This window comes from Curtobacterium sp. AG1037 (genome assembly GCF_003349855.1).
In the GTDB taxonomy this organism is placed as follows: domain Bacteria; phylum Actinomycetota; class Actinomycetes; order Actinomycetales; family Microbacteriaceae; genus Curtobacterium; species Curtobacterium citreum.
Genome location: NZ_QQAO01000003.1, coordinates 295,712 through 312,760, shown reverse-complemented (window position 1 = coordinate 312,760; position 17,049 = coordinate 295,712). Strand labels below are relative to the sequence as shown.

At 73.4% G+C, this 17,049-nt stretch carries 16 protein-coding genes; 5 read left to right on the top strand and 11 right to left on the bottom strand.

Features of this window, described 5'->3' with window-relative positions; genetic code table 11:
• Positions 1-25 precede the first annotated feature (25 nt).
• The 5 genes from DEU32_RS06190 to DEU32_RS06170 form a co-directional block, all read right to left on the bottom strand.
• A complete protein-coding gene (locus DEU32_RS06190; protein ID WP_114849769.1) occupies positions 26-1,609 on the bottom strand; it encodes an amidohydrolase family protein in 1,584 nt (527 codons plus the stop codon).
• A complete protein-coding gene (locus tag DEU32_RS06185) occupies positions 1,606-2,247 on the bottom strand; it encodes a bifunctional 4-hydroxy-2-oxoglutarate aldolase/2-dehydro-3-deoxy-phosphogluconate aldolase (RefSeq protein WP_114849768.1) in 642 nt (213 codons plus the stop codon). Before DEU32_RS06185 ends, DEU32_RS06190 begins: the two co-directional genes overlap by 4 nt.
• A gap of 63 nt (positions 2,248-2,310) precedes the next feature.
• A complete protein-coding gene (locus DEU32_RS06180; RefSeq protein WP_114849767.1) occupies positions 2,311-3,291 on the bottom strand; it encodes a sugar kinase in 981 nt (326 codons plus the stop codon).
• Positions 3,288-4,121, bottom strand: coding sequence for an IclR family transcriptional regulator (locus tag DEU32_RS06175; protein WP_114849766.1), 834 nt, complete (start codon positions 4,119-4,121; stop codon positions 3,288-3,290). Before DEU32_RS06175 ends, DEU32_RS06180 begins: the two co-directional genes overlap by 4 nt.
• Positions 4,121-5,425, bottom strand: coding sequence for an alanine racemase (locus DEU32_RS06170; protein WP_181819210.1), 1,305 nt, complete (start codon positions 5,423-5,425; stop codon positions 4,121-4,123). The genes DEU32_RS06175 and DEU32_RS06170 overlap by 1 nt, the downstream gene beginning before the upstream one ends.
• Before the next feature lie 138 nt (positions 5,426-5,563).
• On the opposite strand from DEU32_RS06170, the gene DEU32_RS06165 reads away from it, so the two are divergent.
• Both DEU32_RS06165 and DEU32_RS06160 read left to right on the top strand, forming a co-directional pair.
• Complete coding sequence (locus tag DEU32_RS06165; protein ID WP_217488530.1) at positions 5,564-6,967, top strand: MFS transporter; 1,404 nt, start codon at positions 5,564-5,566, stop codon at positions 6,965-6,967.
• A 224-nt stretch (positions 6,968-7,191) separates the two neighbouring features.
• On the top strand, positions 7,192-7,968 hold the full coding sequence (locus tag DEU32_RS06160; RefSeq protein WP_114849764.1) for an endonuclease/exonuclease/phosphatase family protein: 777 nt from the start codon (positions 7,192-7,194) through the stop codon (positions 7,966-7,968).
• A 370-nt stretch (positions 7,969-8,338) separates the two neighbouring features.
• Here the strand turns inward: DEU32_RS06160 and DEU32_RS06155 are convergent, their stop codons facing one another.
• The 3 genes from DEU32_RS06155 to DEU32_RS06145 are packed head-to-tail and all read right to left on the bottom strand — an operon-like array spanning position 8,339 to position 10,997.
• A complete protein-coding gene (locus DEU32_RS06155) occupies positions 8,339-9,013 on the bottom strand; it encodes a methionine ABC transporter permease (RefSeq protein ID WP_058741398.1) in 675 nt (224 codons plus the stop codon).
• Positions 9,010-10,050, bottom strand: coding sequence for a methionine ABC transporter ATP-binding protein (locus DEU32_RS06150; RefSeq protein ID WP_114849763.1), 1,041 nt, complete (start codon positions 10,048-10,050; stop codon positions 9,010-9,012). Before DEU32_RS06150 ends, DEU32_RS06155 begins: the two co-directional genes overlap by 4 nt.
• Entirely contained in the window at positions 10,050-10,997 is a 948-nt protein-coding gene (locus DEU32_RS06145) for a MetQ/NlpA family ABC transporter substrate-binding protein (RefSeq protein ID WP_114849762.1), read from the bottom strand. Before DEU32_RS06145 ends, DEU32_RS06150 begins: the two co-directional genes overlap by 1 nt.
• A 173-nt stretch (positions 10,998-11,170) precedes the next feature.
• Here DEU32_RS06145 and DEU32_RS06140 point away from each other — a divergent pair, with 173 nt between their 5' ends.
• The gene (locus DEU32_RS06140) at positions 11,171-11,659 is read left to right on the top strand and encodes a 2'-5' RNA ligase family protein (protein WP_258554792.1); all 489 of its coding nucleotides are present in this window, start codon (positions 11,171-11,173) and stop codon (positions 11,657-11,659) included.
• 31 nt (positions 11,660-11,690) lie between these two features.
• Here the strand turns inward: DEU32_RS06140 and DEU32_RS06135 are convergent, their stop codons facing one another.
• From DEU32_RS06135 to DEU32_RS06125, 3 genes are all read right to left on the bottom strand, one after another.
• Positions 11,691-12,938 carry a D-arabinono-1,4-lactone oxidase gene (locus DEU32_RS06135; RefSeq protein ID WP_114849760.1) on the bottom strand — a complete coding sequence of 416 codons (1,248 nt, stop codon included), beginning with the start codon at positions 12,936-12,938 and terminating at the stop codon, positions 11,691-11,693.
• Between the two features lie 102 nt (positions 12,939-13,040).
• A complete protein-coding gene (locus tag DEU32_RS06130; protein ID WP_114849759.1) occupies positions 13,041-14,519 on the bottom strand; it encodes an MDR family MFS transporter in 1,479 nt (492 codons plus the stop codon).
• Positions 14,520-14,626: 107 nt separating this feature from the next.
• A complete protein-coding gene (locus tag DEU32_RS06125) occupies positions 14,627-14,908 on the bottom strand; it encodes an acylphosphatase (RefSeq protein ID WP_058741392.1) in 282 nt (93 codons plus the stop codon).
• Between the two features lie 101 nt (positions 14,909-15,009).
• On the opposite strand from DEU32_RS06125, the gene DEU32_RS06120 reads away from it, so the two are divergent.
• Positions 15,010-15,741, top strand: coding sequence for an NrtR DNA-binding winged helix domain-containing protein (locus tag DEU32_RS06120; protein WP_114849758.1), 732 nt, complete (start codon positions 15,010-15,012; stop codon positions 15,739-15,741).
• 24 nt (positions 15,742-15,765) lie between these two features.
• On the top strand, positions 15,766-17,037 hold the full coding sequence (gene nadA / locus DEU32_RS06115; protein ID WP_114849757.1) for a quinolinate synthase NadA: 1,272 nt from the start codon (positions 15,766-15,768) through the stop codon (positions 17,035-17,037).
• Positions 17,038-17,049 lie beyond the last annotated feature (12 nt).

Below are 17,049 nucleotides of genomic sequence, written 5' to 3'. Positions count from 1 at the left end.
CCCGGCGGCGGTCCGTTCCCCGCGCTCAGCGTGCGCGACGGAGCCCGACGCCGGGGGTCGCGTGCGTCGTGCGACCGGCGGCGAGCACCGGGACCCCGGCGACGAGGACGTCGTCGATGCCCTCGGCCCGCAGCGTCGGCGCCGCGTAGGTCGCCCGGGACGTGACCCGCTCGGGGTCGACCACGACGAGGTCCGCGACCGCGCCGGCCCGGACCACGCCGCGGTCGCCGAGCCCGTGCAGCCCGACCGCCGTCGTCGCGAGGTGCCGCTGCGCCTCGTCCCACGTGAGCAGCCCGGGCCGGGCGAAGTCGCCGAGGTACCGCGCGAACGTGCCGGCCGCGCGCGGGTGCGGGTGGGTGCCGACGTGGATGCCGTCCGACCCGGCCGTGTGCCCCGGGTGGCGGAAGAGCGGCGCGAGCTGCTCGGGCGTGCGCGGCTCCGGGACCCGCATCACCACGGTCACCTGCAGCGCGGACGCGAGCAGCACGTCGAGCGCCAGGTCGACCGGTTCCGCCCCGGTGTCCGCTGCGGCCTGCGCGAGCGTCCGGCCCTGCAGTCCGTGGTGCGCGGCGGACGGCACGTGCGACAGCGTCACCTGCCCCGCCCACCCCGGGCCGAGGTCGGCGCGACCCGTCACCCGCTCGAGTGCGGCGGCCCGCACCCGCTCGCGGCCCTCGGGGTCGGCGACCGCGCGGGCGAGGTCCTCGCTGCCGGGACGGGCCAGGGACGACGGCAGGAGCAGCATCGACAGGATCGTGCAGCCCCGCGAGTACGGGTAGGCGTCGAAGGACAGCGGTACGCCCGCGGCCGCCAGGTCGTCGAGCGCCCCGAGGACCGTCGGCACCGGCCCGTGCAGGTGCGACACGTGCGCCCGGACGCCGGAGGCGCGGACGATCGCGGCGACCTCGTCGAGCCCGGTCCGGACGTTCGCCTCGTACCCACCGCGCATGTGGGTCACGTAGAGCCCGTCCACCGCCGCGACCTCGGCGCACAGCGCGGCGAGTTCGTCGGTGTCGGCGGAGACCCCCGGCACGTAGTCGAGGCCGCTCGCGAGCCCCACCGCCCCCTCCGCGAGCCCGGTGCGCACGAGCGCCCGCATCCGTGCGGTCTCGTCCGGGGTCGCCGGACGGTCCTCGTCGCCGATCACCTCGTGCCGGACCGTCCCGGCCGGCACGAGCGTCGCCACGTTCACGGGGGTGGTGCCGTCGTACGTCGACAGGAGCGCCGCCGTCCCGCCGCCCCGGTACCGCGGGTGCGGGCCGTCGATCGCCGCGAAGTACCGGTCCGCCCACGTCCCGTCGCCCGGTGCCGGGCCGACGCCGTCCTGGCCCGTGACGATCGTCGTGACGCCCTGGCGCAGCAGGGTCTCCTGGACGTCCTCGTCGAAGGCGCGTGAACCGGCGTGGGAGTGCGCGTCGACGAAGCCGGGCAGGACGAGGCGCTCGCCGCAGTCCACCGTGACGGCGTCCGACGGTGGGCGCACCGCCGGCCCGACGGACGCGATCCGGCCGTCCCGGACGAGCACGTCCGCGCGGACCGGGCCGTCCGGACCGACCACGGCGCCACCGCGGAGGAGCACCGGGAAAGCGCCCTGGGGTGCCGCGGTCACCGTGTCGTCTCCGCGACGAGCCGGGTCGCGCGCTCCCGCAGCGACGCCAGGTCGCCGGTGACGAGCGCGTCGCCGACGAGCGGGGACCCGAGCCCGACGGCGACCGCACCCGCCGCCAGGTAGTCGCGGACGTCGTCGATGCCGATGCCGCCCGTCGGGACGACGTCGACGAAGTCGAGCGGGGCGAGCACCTGGCGCAGGAACGCCGGTCCGCCGAGCTGCGCCGCGGGGAAGACCTTCACCGCACGGGCGCCGAGCTGCCACGCGCGGACGATCTCGCTCGGCGTCGCGGCGCCCGGGTACCAGCCGAGTCCGAGTGCGTGGGCCCGCTCGCCGATCGCGGGGTCGGTGTGCGGGCTGACCGCGAAGGTCGCGCCGAGGGCGGCCGCCTCGTCGACCTGTCCGGGCTCCATCACGGTGCCGACGCCGACCGCGACGCCGCTGCCGTGGCGCTCGACGGTCCGGGCGATGCCCTCGCGCCAGCCCGGGGTGTTCGTCGTCAGCTCGACCGCGCGGACCCCGGCCTCGACGAGGGTCGTGACGACGGCCTCGACGTGCTCGCCCGTCCCGCCACGGAGGATCGCGACGGCGGGGCCCGCGGCGTGCCGGTGGCGGGGGTGCGGGGCGGTGTCGGTCATGCGGGCTCCTGGTGGTCGCGGCTCGTGGTCTGCGGTGCGGTCGTGTGGTGGGGTCGTGCGGTGTCAGCGGTCGACGCGGTCGTGGACGTCGGCGGTGTCCGGCGTGCCCGGGCGGTGCAGTGCGGCGGGGTCGGGTCGGCGCCAGTCGCCCGCGACCGTGCACGCGAGCGCCCCGGCGTCGGCGGCCCGGTCCAGCGCGGTCTCCGGCGGTGCCCCGGTCAGCGTCGCGGCGAGCCAGGCGGCGACGAACGCGTCCCCGGCACCGACCGGGTCGACGACCCGCACGGGTGTGGCCGGGCGAAGCAGGGTCCGGCCGTCGACGACCGCGACGGCCCCGCGCGACCCGGCCTTCACGACCGCGGGGCCCCGCGACACGGCGGCGAGCGCGTGGGCGAGGTCCTCGTCGGTGCCCTCGTCGTCGCCGAGGCCCAGGAGCAGGCGGGCCTCGTCGTCACCGGCGAACAGGACGTCGGCGCGCTCGGCGACCGGACGGTAGACCCCCCGGGCGGTCGACGCGTCGACGAGCTTCGCCCGGTGGTTGACGTCGAACGACACCGGCACCCCGGCGGCGTCGGCGCGGTCGAGGACGGCATGGACGGTCGCCCGCGCGGTGTCGGACAGGGCGAGCGTGATGCCGGTCAGGTGCACCGCGGCCGCGCGTTCGACGAGTCCGGCGGGGACGTCCTCCGGCACGAGGGCCGACGCCGCGGAGTGCCGTCGGTGGTAGGTCACCCGCGTGCGGCCGTCGTGCAGGCGCTCCTTGACCATGAGGCCCGTCGAGCGGTCGGGGTCGACCACGGGGACGACGTCGACCCCGGCTGAGCGGACGTCGCGGAGCACGCGGTCGCCGGCCGGGTCCGCGCCGACCCGACCGACCCACGTCGCGGGGACACCGGCCCGGACGAGTCCGATCGCGACGTTGCTCTCGGCGCCGCCGGTGTCGACCCGGAGGTGCTCGAGCTCGGCGACCTCGCCGGGCTCGGTTCCGCTGAGCAGGAGCATCGTCTCGCCGACGGTGACCACGGCGCCGGTCGGCTCGGTCACCGGACGCCGCCGGCGGTCGCGGCGGTGCGGGCGAGGGCCAGTCCGGCGGAGGACGACCCGAGCGCCACCGACACCTCGAGTGCGGTCCGGACGACGCCCTCGCCGAGCTCCCGGACGGCCGCGGCGGGGAAGCGGGAGGCCAGCCCGGAGATGCTCATCGCCCCGACGACCTGGTTCGCGTGGTCGAGCACGGGCGCGGCGACGCAGCGGATGCCCGGTTCGTTCTCGCGGTCGTCGATGCCGTAGCCGCGCGCGCGGGTCCGCTCGACCTCCTGCCGCCAGCGGTCGTCGTCCGTGATCGTCTGGTCGGTCATCGCGACGGCCGGTACGGCCAGGACCTCTGCCAGGAGCTCGGGCTCGCCGAACGCCACGATCGCCTTGCCCGAGGCCGTGTTCCGCATCGGCAGGCGGTTCCCGATCCGCGACCCCATCCGGACGGTGCCCCGGGTCTCGACCTTGTCGACGTAGACGATGTCGGTGCCGTCCGGGACGACCAGGTGGCAGGTGAGCCCGGTGGCCTCGGCCGTCCGGCGGAGGAACGGTGCCGCGGCGGCGCGGAGATCGATGCCCTCCAGGTAGCTCTGGCCGAGGAGCAGCGCCCCGAGCCCGAGCGTGAAGCCGGCCTCGGGCGTCCGGCGGAGCAGGTCGGTCTCGAGCATCGGGGCCGTCAGTCGCAGCACGGTCGACTTCGCCGTGCCGAGCTCCGCCGCGAGCTCGGTCAGGGACACCGACGCGGCGCCGCCCCGGGTCCGGTCCGCGACGTGCTCGAGCAGCCGCAGCCCGCGGCGGAGCGACAGCGCGGCGTTCCGGGCCGGCACCTCCGCGGTCATCAGAACCACGTCCCGATCGTCTGCACGACGGTGTCGTCGTCGTCGAGGATCCGCACCTGACGCCACTTGTCGAACACCGTGCACGGGTGCGAGACCCCGAGCACGACGACGTCGCCCGGCGTGAGCCGGGGTGCGTCGTCCGTCAGCGCGAGGTAGCAGTGCTGGTCGTCCAGGCGCACCACGGTGACCGCCCCGGGTGGCGGGACGACCTGCGGGTCGTGCGCCGTGCCTCCAGGCCGGATCCCCCGCACGACGGGCAGGCCCTCGTCGAAGGAGACGTCGCGCTTGCCGATCGCGACGAAGGCGCGACCCGGTTCCGGGCACGAGGTGACGCGGCCCCAGACCTCGATCGCCGGGCGGAGGGAGCCCTCCTCGGGGCGGCGGCCGAAGGGCGTGCGCTCGGCGTAGAAGCCGTCGTCGTGGGTCAGGTACGCGCCGGAGCGGAGCAGCACGTCGACGTCGGCGGGCCGGTCCGCGAGCGCGTCGACCACGCCGTCGAACCAGGCGCTGCCGCCCATGCTGAGGAGCATCCGGTCGGTGTGGACGAGCGGGCGGAGGTTGGCGGCGACGGCGGCGACGCCGGCGACCCAGCATCGGGCGGTGTCGACGTCGAGCAGGCCGCCCTCGTACCCGGTGACGCCCCGGAGGACCAGGCCCGCGTCGACGGCCGCCTGTGCGACGGTGCGGGCCTCGGCGGGGGAGCGGACGCCCGTGCGGCCACCGGGGAAGCCGACCTCGACCAGGACGTGGACCGTGCCGCCGGTGCGTGCCTGCGCGGCGGAGGCGGCGGCGACGCCGGCGAGCGAGTCGACGTTGCAGAGGACGTCGACGGGTGTCGGTGCGGTCGCCGCCGGTGCGTCGGTGCTCGCGTCCGTGCCGGTGCTCGCGTCGGTGGCCTCGCCGCGGGTGGCGAGCCAGTCGAGGCCCGCCGGGTCGAGCACCTCGTTCGCGACGAGGACCCGCCGCACCCCGTGTGCCCACGCCACCATCGCCTGCTGCACGGAGGCGACCGTGACGCCCCACGCGCCGGCGCGGAGCTGCCGCTCGACCAGGGCTGGCGCCATGTGGGTCTTCATGTGCGGGGCGAGCAGCAGGCCGTGGCGGTCGACGTAAGCCTGCATGACGGCGGTGTTGTGCGCCAGGGCGGAGTCGCGGAGGGTCATGACGGGCAGGTGCGCGTGGTCGAGCACGTGGGGGCGGGCCGGTGCCGCCGGATCGGGTGCGCCCTTGTCGGTCACGGTGGCGGGGCGGTCGGCGGCGTCCTCGTGCTCCGGTGCGGCCGGGCGGTCGGGGGTGGTGGCCATCGGTCCTCCTGCTGGTCGCGGTGGTCCCACCGTCCACGGGGGAGGCGCCGCCGGGCAACGTCGTCGTCCTCCCCATTGTGCGGTGCAGAACCATCCCGGGTGTGGCGGAAACCGAGCGGGCATAGCATTCGAGGCGACATGACGACGATGACGACGACCCGACGGCGGGGGAGCACGGCGGTGGCGGTGCTCGTCGCCGGCACCTACTTCATGGAGCTCCTGGACGGGACGATCCTCGCGACCGCTGCGCCGGCGATGGGACGGGACCTCGGGGTCGACTCCGCGGCCGTCGGCGTCGCGATCACGGCGTACCTCGTCACCCTCGCGGTGTTCATCCCGGTCAGCGGGTGGCTCACGGACCGGATCGGGTCCCGCACGGTCTTCGCGGGCGCGATCGTGCTCTTCACGGTCGCCTCCGGGCTGTGCGCGATGGCGACGGGACTCGTCGACCTGACGATCTGGCGCATCGTGCAGGGCCTCGGTGGGGCGCTCATGGTGCCGGTCGGCCGCCTGGTGGTCCTGCGGAGCGCCGGACGGGACCAGCTCGTCCGCGCCATCGCGATCCTGACCTGGCCGGCACTCGCGGCACCGATCGTCGCGCCCTTCGTCGGCGGGGTGCTCGTCGACACCTTGAGCTGGCACTGGATCTTCCTCGTCAACATCCCCCTCGGCGTCGTCGCGTTCGTCGCGGCGCTCGTCCTCGTCCCGCAGGAGCGCGCGCCGGAACGGGTACCGTTCGACTGGTTCGGGTCGCTGCTGGCGTGCCTCGGCCTCGGTGCCCTCGTCGTGATGGCCTCGCTGCTCGCGCTCGACGACATCCCCGTGGTCGCCGTCGTCGTGTCCGGGATCGTCGGCGCGGTGTGCTCCTGGCAGGCCGTCCGGCACTTCCGCAGCGCGCCGCACCCGATCATGGGGCTGGAGTCCTTCCGGCTCGAGACCTTCCGGGTCTCGCACGCAGGCGGCAGCCTGTTCCGCCTGGCCGTCTCGGCGGTGCCGTTCGTCCTGCCGCTGCTGTTCCAGGACGCGTGGGGGTGGAGCGCCGTCCTCGCGGGGTCGGCCGTGCTCTGGGTCTTCGTCGGCAACCTCGGGATCAAGCCCATGACGACGCCGTTCCTGCGGTGGTTCGGGTACCGGCCGGTCATCGTCGTGTCGAGTGCCGTCGCCGCGCTGACGGTCGTCGCGATGGTGTTCATGACCGAGGACACCCCGTTCTGGCTCCTCGCGCTCCTGCTCGTGGTGAGCGGCGCCGCGCGCTCCGTGGGGTTCACCGCCTACAACACGATCGCGTTCGCGGACGTCGAGCAGGCGGACATGACGCCGGCGAACACCCTGTCGTCGACGCTGCAGCAGGTCGCCGCCGGGTTCGGCGTCGCGGTCGCCGCCGTCGCGATCCGGGCGGCGGCCGGTCTCGGCGGGTCCGGGCCGTACCACGTGGCGTTCTGGGTGGTCGCGGCGCTGCTCGCGGTGGCCTGCCTGGAGGGCGTGCTCATGAGCCGGACCGCCGGCGACACCGTCCGGCCCGCGCGGCGCGCGCGTGCCTGAGCGCGGCGCGCGGCCGGTCCGGCGTGCCGGAGCGCGGCGCGCGCGATGCGGGGCCGGGCGTGCGGGCCTGAGTGCGGCGCGCGGCCCCGGGCCGCGCCGTCATCCGTTTCCGACACGGTCACACGCGCGAAACCCGGGGTGCGCTACGGTCACAGCAACTGTCCGCGACAGCCGAGTACGGTGACCGCGGCAGGGTGACCGAGACACCCAGGACGGAAGGCAGCATGGCCGGGCCACAGCAGCAGGGATCGATCGCAGCCGACGCGGCTGTGGAGCCGACGGCCCTGCGCGTCGTGAGCTACAACCTGCGCGAGCACACCGCCAACGGCGAGCTCGCCGCCCTCGCAGAGGCCTCCGACGCCGACGTCATCTGCGTCCAGGAGTGCGACAGCAACGACCTCGCGCAGCAGGTCGGTGGGCTCTCGCTCGCGGCCTCCACCAAGGCGAACCGACTCGGTCTGGCGATCTACAAGCGGGACGACCGGTTCGAGGTCGAGGACTTCAGCATCCACTCGCTGCAGAAGTCCCTGCACGACCGGGTCCTCGCGCCCGCGCACGAGCGCCTCATCGCGATGCGCCTCCGCGACACCGAGGCGGACACCGAGGTCATCGTCGCCTCGTTCCACGCCTCGCCGCTCACCGCCACGAACTCCCTGCGCCGCAAGCAGATCGAGGCCGCGCACCAGTTCGTCCGCGACCTGTCGGACGAGGCTCCGGCGATCATGGTCGGCGACTTCAACTACCCGTGGTTCCAGACGAACCTGCGCCGGAAGATCGAGGAACACGGCTTCGCGCTGTCGCTGTCCGACCAGCCCACCTACCTGCGCTACCGCAAGTTCACGGGCCACTTCGACTTCGCCACGAGCGTCGGCCTGCACATCGCGGGCGTGGAGACCCTGCCCGCGGGCATCTCCGACCACCGGCCGATCCTGGTCCGGGCGCACTACGAACACCTCGGCGCGACCGGCGCGGTCCCCGTGCCCGAGGCTCCCGCCGCCTGACGGGCAGACCACTCGCACGCGGCGGCGTCGCGCGGCGGAGCGCCGGGGGTGCCTGCATGCGGGCGCCGCGCGTGCAGGACACGCCGCCTGCGGGGCGCAGCGCGTGAACAGAACGTCGCGTGGACCCGCCGAGCGCGACAGATGTGGCCCGCTCGGCGCGCGGCCGCTCGGCTCGGGCATCGACGCGCGAGCGTGCACGACACCCCGCGTGCGGGGCGCCGAGCGTGCACGGAACGTCGGATGGTCGCGCCGAGCGCGACAGATGTGGCCCGCTCGGCGCGCGGCCCGGCGGTCTGCCGCACCGACGACGGACGGGAGGCACGGTGCCAGCCGGCACCGTGCCTCCCGTCCGTGGGGTGGTCGCGTCGCGTCAGCGACGCAGCGTGGCGCGCGCCAACCGGTTGCCGACCAACTGTCCGAGCTGGACGATGACCACGATCGCCGCGACGGACACGTACACGATCCACCAGTCGTACCGCTGCGACCCGTACACGATCGCGTACTCGCCGAGACCGCCGCCGCCGATGAGCGCCCCCTGCGCGGTCATGTCGACGATGCCCACGAAGATGAACGTGTACCCGAGGATGAGCGGCCCGATGCCCTCCGGGATGAGCACGGTCAGCAGGATCGACACCGGGTGTGCGCCCGAGGCCCGTGCGGCCTCGACGACACCCGGGTCGACAGCGAGCAGGTTCTGCTCGACGATCCGGGCGACCGCGAACGACGCCGCGAGGGAGATCGCGAAGGTCACCGCGGGGACCCCGATCGTGGTCTGCACGGCGACGCGGGACAGGGGCGCGATCGCCGCGAGGAAGATCACGAACGGGATCGGTCGGACGATGTTCACGACCACGTTGACGATCGTGTGGACCGTCCGGTTGCCGAGCAGGTTGCCCGGACGGGTGGCGTACAGGACGAGTCCGAGTGCCAGGCCGATGACCCCGGCGACGACGAGGGACACCAGCGTCATCACGAGGGTGTCGCGGATCGCGGCGAAGAACACGTCGGACGTGTCGATCACGCTCTGGAAGCCGTTGCCGTTCACGCTGCCACCTCCTCGTCGACGGTGATGCCCCCGGCGCGGAGCGCACCGACCGCCCGGTCGACGGCCGCCGGGTCCGGCGCCGTCAGTTCGTAGGTCAGGGACCCGATCCGGCGCTCGCGGATCTCACCGACGCCGCCGAAGACGAGCTCGGCGCCGACGCCGGCATCGCGCCAGGCGACGTCGATCCGGTTCTGCAGGCCGACCTCGTCGGTGATGCGCACGGTGACGAGCCGCCCGCGGTGGTGCTCGCGGAGCCGGGCGAGCTGCTCGCCGGAGGGCCGGTCGTGCAGCGCGGTCCGGACGAACCGCTGCGCGGCGCCGGTCTGCGGGTCCGCGAACACGTCGTAGACGTCGCCGACCTCGACCACGCGGCCCTGCTCCATGACGGCCACCCGGTCCGCGATCTGGCGGACGGCGTCCATCTCGTGGGTGATGACGATGATCGTCACGCCGAGTTCCCGGTTGACGCGGCGCAGGAGCGCGAGGACCTCGGCCGTGGTCTCGGGGTCGAGGGCACTCGTGGCCTCGTCCGCGAGCAGCAGCTCGGGGTTCGAGGCCAGCGCCCGGGCGATGCCGACGCGCTGCTTCTGCCCGCCGGAGAGCTGCTCCGGGTAGGCGTGGGCACGCTCGAGCAGCCCGACGAAGTCGAGCAGCTCGGCCACGCGGCGGTCCCGCTCGGCCTTCGCGACACCGGCGACCTTGAGCGGGTACGCGACGTTGCCGGCGATCGTGCGGGACCGGAAGAGGTTGAACTGCTGGAAGATCATCCCGATCTTCCGACGCGCCAGACGGCGGTCCCGCTCGGGGATCGCCGTCAGCTCCTGTCCGCCGACCGTGACGCTGCCCGACGAGGGCAGCTCCAGGGCGTTGACGAGCCGGACCAGGGTGGACTTGCCGGCACCGGAGTACCCGATGACGCCGAGGACCTCTCCCCGGTGCACGTCCAGGGAGACGTCCTCGACGGCCACCACGGTCTCGCCGGTGTCGGCGCGACGGTAGTGCTTCGAGACGCCGCGGAGTTCGACGAGGACCGGCACTACTGCTTGGCCGCCTTCGCGTCCTGCTCGACCTTCGCGAGCTCGTCCTGCAGCTTCGTGGCGCTCTCGTCGCGGGCGACCGCCTCGGGCAGGTCCTGCTTGAAGGCCTTCTGCACGGCCGAGTCCTGGAAGAGCTTCGCCAGGTCCAGGTAGGTCTTGTTGTCCTTGTCGGCGTCGCGCACGGCGAAGACGTTGACGTACGGGGCGGCGCTCGCGCTCGCGGGGTCGTCCTGGAAGATGATGTCGCTCGTCGGCAGCTTGGCCGCGGTGGCGAAGTTGTTGTTCACGACGGCCGCGGCGACCGAGCCCTGCTGCAGGGCGTTCGCGGTCTGCGAGGCGTCGAGCGGCTGGACGTCGACCTTCGACGACGTGATGTCGGTCGTCGTCGAGAACGCGGAGCCGCCGTCCTTCAGCTCGAGGAGCTTCGCGGACTGCAGGATGAGGAGCGCCCGCGCCTGGTTGATCGAGTCGTTCGGGATCGCGACCTTGGCGTCCTTCGGCAGCTCGCTCGTCTTCGTGTAGTCCGTCGCGTAGAGCGGCAGCGGGTAGACGGCGGTCGAACCGATGGGCTGCAGGTCGTCGTCCGACGTGACGTTGTAGTCCGCCAGGTACTGGATGTGCTGGAACTGGTTGATGTCCAGCTGGCCGTCCTTCAGCGCGGGGTTCGGCAGCGAGTAGTCCGAGAAGTTCGTGAGCTTCACGGTCACGCCGAGCTCGTCCTTCGCCAGCTTCGTGTACGTGCTCCAGTAGCCGAGCGACTTGTCGGCGACACCGATCGTCACGGTCTTCTGCGCGCCGCCGGCGGCGGTGCTTTCCGAACCGCCGGAACGGACGGCACCGACGATGACGGCGACGACGATCGCGACGACGACCACCGCGGCGGCGATGATCCAGCCGATCGGGCGCTTGCTCCTCGGCTTCTCGGGCAGGACGGGTGCTGCGGACATGGGTGCTCCTCGTGGGCCGTGCTGTGGGGTCGCGGTGGTCCGCGGTGTGCGTTCGAGTGTGACGGGCGGTCGGGGCGCCGGGCCAATCCCGTTCCGTCGTGTTACATCCCGTGGTTCTCCACAGGTCGCCGCGCACGGAGTCGCCCATGGCCGCGGGTTGGTTGACTCGTCCCGTGCGCAGCATCGAACTCGTCCTCACCCCCGACGCCGACCGAGCGGTCCGAGCGGCGTGGGACGCCCTGACCCTCGCCGACCTGCCGAGCCTCGGACGGTCCGGCACGAACGACCCGCACGTCACGGTGGTCGCCGGCGACGACGTCGCCGTCCCGGACGCGATCGCGACCCCGCCCGCGCTGCTGCGGCTCGGCGGCGTGCTGCTCTTCCCCGCGGGGCCCGGGCGGTCGGTGCTCGCCCGGGCGGTCGTGGTCGGTCCGGCGCTCGCGGCGTTCCACGCGGCCGTGCACCGAGCCACGCGGGAAACGGTCGACACCTCGGCACCCGGGGCGTGGTCGCCGCACGTCACCTTCGCGCGTCGGGTCCGGGACGTCGACCTCGGGGCGGCGGTCGCCGCGCTGCGCTCGGCACCGCTGCCGAACGCGCTGGGCGTGGCGGGCGTGCGTCACTGGGACGGCGAGACGAAGACGGTCACCCGGCTCACGTGATCGGGATCGACGGCCGGACTGGAGGCACGGTTCAGGTCCGCAGCACTCGCTCGCCGAAGGCGGACGCGAACGTCCGCTGCGGGTCCGCCGCGGCCGCCAGCCGGCGGAAGTCGGGCAGCCGCGGCCAGAGGCGCTCGACGGTCTCCGCGTCCAGGGAGCTCATCTTGCCCCAGTGCGGTCGGCCGTCGAACGGGGCGAGGAGCGCCTCGAGGTCGGGGAGCAGGGCCGCGACCGCCTCCGGGTGCTTCTGCCAGGTGAAGGCGATGCAGAGCACGTCCTCGCCCTGGGTCGGGCTGAGCCAGAACGGGTCGGCGGCCATCGTCCGGAGCTCGCACACGTGCAGGTGCGGTTGGATGCGGGCGGCCATCGTGCGGACGGCGTCCAGCGCGGGCGCCGCGAGCCGCAGCGGCACGAAGTGTTCGCTCTGCACCTCGGAGCCGTGGGACGGGACGGTGTCGATCGGGAAGTGCGGCAGCCGGTCCCACCACGGGCCGACGGATCCGTCCCGGGCGGTGTGGTGGCCGTCCGCGGGGCGACCGGGCAGCCGTGGGGCGCCGACGAGGTCGTCCGGGACCGGGACGTCGTCCGCACCGTCGGGGACGCGCGACTTCAGCAGGACCTCGCCGACCTCGTCACCGAAGACCGTGTAGGCGCACACCGAGTACGCACTCGCGTGGACAGCGGCGACGTTCGCGACGTAGACGTCCCATGGAAGCGGACCGTAGGAGTCCTGGCGCATCCGGTAGGTCCGTTCGACGTCGACCTCGACCCGGGTGACGACGCCGAGGAGACCGAGGTGCAGCACGGCGCCGTCGAAGTCGGGGTCACTACGGCGCACGGTCCGCCGCGACCCGTCCGGACCGAGCAGCTCGAACGCGCGGACGGCGGTGCTCAGCGAGCCGAGGGCGGTGCCGGAGCCGTGCGTCCCGGTCGCGATGGCACCGCCGAGGGAGATGTGGGGGAGTGACCCGGTGTTGTGCAGGGCGGCCCCGGCCCGGTCGAGCTCGGGCGCGACGACGCCGTACCGGGTGCCGGCGCCCATGGTCGCGGTGCCGGCGGCGGTGTCCACGACCAGGTCGGTGGGGACGTCCGACAGGTCGAGCAGCACGCCGGGGGCGTCGGCGACGTCGTTGAAGGAGTGCCGGGTGCCGAGACCGTGGACGCGGGACTCCCGGGCGACGATCTCGGCGGCCTCGTCGATCGAGCGCGGCCGCTCCACCCGCCGGGCCGAGTAGGTGACCGTGCCGGACCAGTTCAGCTCGCGCGCCGTCGACCGCATGCCCTCACGATGCCACGCGGGTGCCCGGCGCGGTAGCGGTGTCCGCGGACCACGACGTCGGGAACGTGGTTCGACCCGGGGCGCGGTGCGCGCCGACGGGCCTCAGTGCACGACGGGCGTGGGTGCGCCCTCCGGGGTGTCCGGCCGACGCACGAGCGCCGAGGTCGCGATCCCGGCGAGCGAGATCACCGCCCCGACGAGGAACGCCGTGGCGACACCGGACGCCGTCGCGGAGCGCACGCCCTCGGCGTCCGCCCCGGCACCGGCCGACGCGGCGCCGATCGTCAGGAGCGTCACGAACAGGGCCGTTCCGGCTGCGCCGGCCAGCTGCTGCGTGGTGCCGAGCACCGCGCTGCCGTGCGAGTACAGGCGCTGCGGCAGCCCGCCGAGCGCCGCGGTGAACAGCGGCGTGAACGTCAGGGCGAGGCCGAGGCTCAGCACGACGTGCGCACCGAGGACGAACCACACGCTCGTGTCCGCGCCGACCGTCGCGAGCGCCCAGAGCACGGCGCTGATGATGATCGAGCCGGGGATCAACAGCACGCGCGGACCGCGACGGTCGTAGATCCGCCCGACGACGGGGGACAGGAGGCCCATGAGCAGCCCACCGGGGAGCAGGAGCAGCCCGACCTGCAGGACCTCGAGCCCGAGCACGCGCTCGAGGTAGATCGGCAGCAGGATGAGCGTCCCGAACATCGCCATGAAGCTCAGCCCCATCGCGACGATCGGGATCGTGAAGCCGCGCGTCCGGAAGGTCCGCAGGTCGAGCAGGGCGCTGTCGGTGCGCTGCAGACGGGTCTGCCGCAGGACGAACACCACGAGGGCGACGACCCCGACGACCAGGGCCGCGACGGGGACGAGCGGACCGGTCGACCCCGCCTCGCCGAGGCTCGACAGGCCGAACACGATGCCGCCGAACGCGAAGGCCGACAGCACCACGGAGAGCACGTCGAGCGGCGCCTTCCGCGGTGTCGAGACGTTCCGCACCTTCATGGCACCGAGGACGAGCGCGACGATCGCGATCGGCAGGACGAAGCCGAACAGCCAGCGCCACGAGAACGCGTTGAGGATGAGCCCGGAGATCGTCGGTCCGACGGCGGGTGCCACCGAGATGACGATCGAGATGTTGCCCATGATCCGGCCGCGGTGCGCGGGCTCGACGAGGTTCAGGACCGTCGTCATGAGGAGCGGCATCATGATCGCCGTGCCGCTGGCCTGCACGATGCGGCCGACGAGCAGCATCGGGAAGCCCGTCGCGGCGAGGGCGATCAGCGTCCCGGCGGCGAACAGGCTCATCGCCCAGGTGAAGACCGGGCGGGTGTGGAACCGCTGGAGCAGGAAGCCCGTGACCGGGATCACCACGGCCATGGTGAGCAGGAAGCCCGTGGTGAGCCACTGGCCGGTCGCCGCACTGATGCCGAGGTCGTCCATGAGCCGGGGGAGCGCGACGCCCATGATCGTCTCGTTGAGGATCACCACGAACGCCGATACGAGCAGCAGCCCGATCACGAGTCGGGTCTCGCCGGGGGACGGCTGCACGACGCTCCCGGTGCGGGGTGCGGAATCGACGGCCTGGGTCATGCTGGGCTCCTGACGGGGTCACGGCGTGGGCGGGGCGCCGAGGGTGCAGACGGGGGAACATCCTGAGCGGACGTCCACATTCCCGATCAGTGCAGGAACGATCCCGATCAGTGCAGGATCGCGAACCCGTCCCCGTCGCCGTGCGGCACCACCGTCCGCAACGACACGTCCGTCACCGTGGCCGACGGCGGCCCGGTCCGGATGAACGCCATGAGCGCGTCCACCGCGGCCGACGGCCCCTCCGCCTCGACCTCCACCGTCCCGTCGAACAGGTTCCTGGCGTACCCGACGAGCTCGAGCCCGTCGGCCTTCCGTGCGGTCCAGTACCGGAACCCGACCCCCTGGACCGTGCCCGACACCACGGCGTGCATCCTCGTCACCGTCGTCATGGACCCGAACGTAGGTCGCGATGCGTCCTCCGGCATTTCCGCCGTGTTCCGATCGCGTGAACGGTGATAGTGTCACTGCAACCCGAACACATCGAGTCACCATGACACTATCTCCTGAACCCGCACCCACCGCCATCCGCGTCGCGGTCTCCACCGTGATCGTGGCGCTGCGCCCGCACCCAGACACCGGGGCACCGGCGCTCTGGATGCCGCTCGTGCGCCGTGTCGCCGAGCCGCACGAGGGCTCGTGGGCGCTGCCGGGCGGCTGGGTCGGTCCGGACGAGGGGCTCGAGGACTCCGCCGCCGCCCGCCTCCGCGAGACGACGAACGTGCAGCCGCGGTACCTCGAGCAGCTCTACGCCTTCGGTGACGTCGACCGCTCCCCGAGTCGGGTCGTGTCGATCGTGTACTGGGCCCTCGTGCACCCGGACGAGGCGAGCTCGGTGCCGGACGACTGGAACGTGCGGTGGTTCCTCGCCGACGAGCACCCGCCGCTCGCGTTCGACCACGACCGCATCGTCGAGTACGCCCTCTGGCGCCTGCGCACCAAGGTGTCGTACTCGCGGATCGCCCAGGCGTTCCTCGGCGACCGCTTCACCCTGACCGAGCTCCGCGGTGTGTACGAGGCCGTGCTCGGGCGGGCGCTCGACCCCGCGAACTTCCGACGCCAGGTGGCGCAGGGCGACGCGGTGCTCCCCACCGACGAGACGACGAGTGGCGGGCGGCACCGTCCGGCCAGGCTCTACCGTTCGAACCCCGACCTCGCGTACGCCGACAACGGCCCCCTCACGCCGACGACCGCCGCGACGACCGTCACCGCCGCGACCCACTAGCCACCCCGAACTGAAGGAAGCACCGTGTCCATCGCGACCACCATCGAGCTCATCTCCAACGGCCGGGCCGACGGCAGCACGTGCACGCCCGACCTCGCGGCGCCCACGTGGGACTTCGACGCGCGCCCCGGCTACGGCCCGGGCTCCTCGATGTCCGACGTCATCCCGACGGGTGCTCCGCGGCAGGGGCAGATCCCGGAGGAGTACAAGACCGCCAGCGACGATGAGCTGCACGCCCGCATCGAGCGCGCGAAGGCGACCCTGGGGGACCGCGTCGTGGTGCTCGGGCACTTCTACCAGCGCGACGAGGTCGTCCGGCACGCCGACTTCCTCGGCGACTCGTTCCAGCTCGCGAACGCCGCCCTGACCAAGCCCGACGCCGAGGCGATCGTCTTCTGCGGTGTGCACTTCATGGCGGAGACGGCGGACATCCTGGCGCGGGACGACCAGCGCGTGATCATGCCGAACCTCGCCGCCGGGTGCTCGATGGCCGACATGGCCGACATCGACAGCGTCGAGCAGGCCTGGGCCGAGCTCGAGCAGGTCTACGGCACCGAACCGGACGCCGACGGCCGCGTCCCGGTCGTCCCCGTGACGTACATGAACTCCGCCGCCGACCTCAAGGCGTTCTGCGGCCGGCACGGCGGCATCGTCTGCACGAGCTCGAACGCGGCGACGGTGCTCGAGTGGGCGTTCGAGCGCGGGCAGCGCGTGCTCTTCTTCCCGGACCAGCACCTCGGGCGCAACACCGCGAAGGCCATGGGCGTCAGCACCGACCGGATGCCGATGTGGAACCCGCGCAAGCCCCTCGGCGGCAACACCGCCCAGGAGCTGCAGGACGCGCAGGTGGTCCTCTGGCACGGGTTCTGCTCGGTGCACCGTCGCTTCACGGTCGGCCAGATCGAGCAGGCACGACGGGACCACCCGGGCGTGCAGGTCATCGTGCACCCGGAGTGTCCGATGGCCGTCGTCGACGCCGCCGACGCCGCCGGCAGCACCGACCTGATCCGCCGGACCGTCGCCGCGGCGACCGAGCCGACGACGTTCGCGATCGGCACCGAGATCAACATGGTGAACCGGCTCGCCGCCGAGTTCCCGCAGCACACGATCTTCTGCCTGGATCCCGTCGTGTGCCCGTGCTCGACGATGTACCGCATCCACCCGGGCTACCTCGCGTGGGTCCTCGAGGCGCTCGTCCGCGGCGAGGTCCTCAACGAGATCGTCGTCCCCGCCGACGTCCAGGCCGACGCCCGGGTCGCCCTCGAGCGCATGCTCGCCGCGAAGCCGCGCGGCTGACGGACGGCACCG

Bases quoted from the DNA above. Each gene is read 5' to 3' on its own strand.
- DEU32_RS06185 (WP_114849768.1), bottom strand. From the start codon at position 2,247: ATGACCGACACCGCCCCGCACCCCCGCCACCGGCACGCCGCGGGCCCC.
- DEU32_RS06175 (WP_114849766.1), bottom strand. From the start codon at position 4,121: ATGACCGCGGAGGTGCCGGCCCGGAACGCCGCGCTGTCGCTCCGCCGC.
- DEU32_RS06170 (WP_181819210.1), bottom strand. From the start codon at position 5,425: ATGGCCACCACCCCCGACCGCCCGGCCGCACCGGAGCACGAGGACGCC.
- DEU32_RS06165 (WP_217488530.1), top strand. From the start codon at position 5,564: ATGACGACGATGACGACGACCCGACGGCGGGGGAGCACGGCGGTGGCG.
- DEU32_RS06160 (WP_114849764.1), top strand. From the start codon at position 7,192: ATGGCCGGGCCACAGCAGCAGGGATCGATCGCAGCCGACGCGGCTGTG.
- DEU32_RS06145 (WP_114849762.1), bottom strand. From the start codon at position 10,997: ATGTCCGCAGCACCCGTCCTGCCCGAGAAGCCGAGGAGCAAGCGCCCG.
- DEU32_RS06135 (WP_114849760.1), bottom strand. From the start codon at position 12,938: ATGCGGTCGACGGCGCGCGAGCTGAACTGGTCCGGCACGGTCACCTAC.
- DEU32_RS06130 (WP_114849759.1), bottom strand. From the start codon at position 14,519: ATGACCCAGGCCGTCGATTCCGCACCCCGCACCGGGAGCGTCGTGCAG.
- DEU32_RS06125 (WP_058741392.1), bottom strand. From the start codon at position 14,908: ATGACGACGGTGACGAGGATGCACGCCGTGGTGTCGGGCACGGTCCAG.
- DEU32_RS06120 (WP_114849758.1), top strand. From the start codon at position 15,010: ATGACACTATCTCCTGAACCCGCACCCACCGCCATCCGCGTCGCGGTC.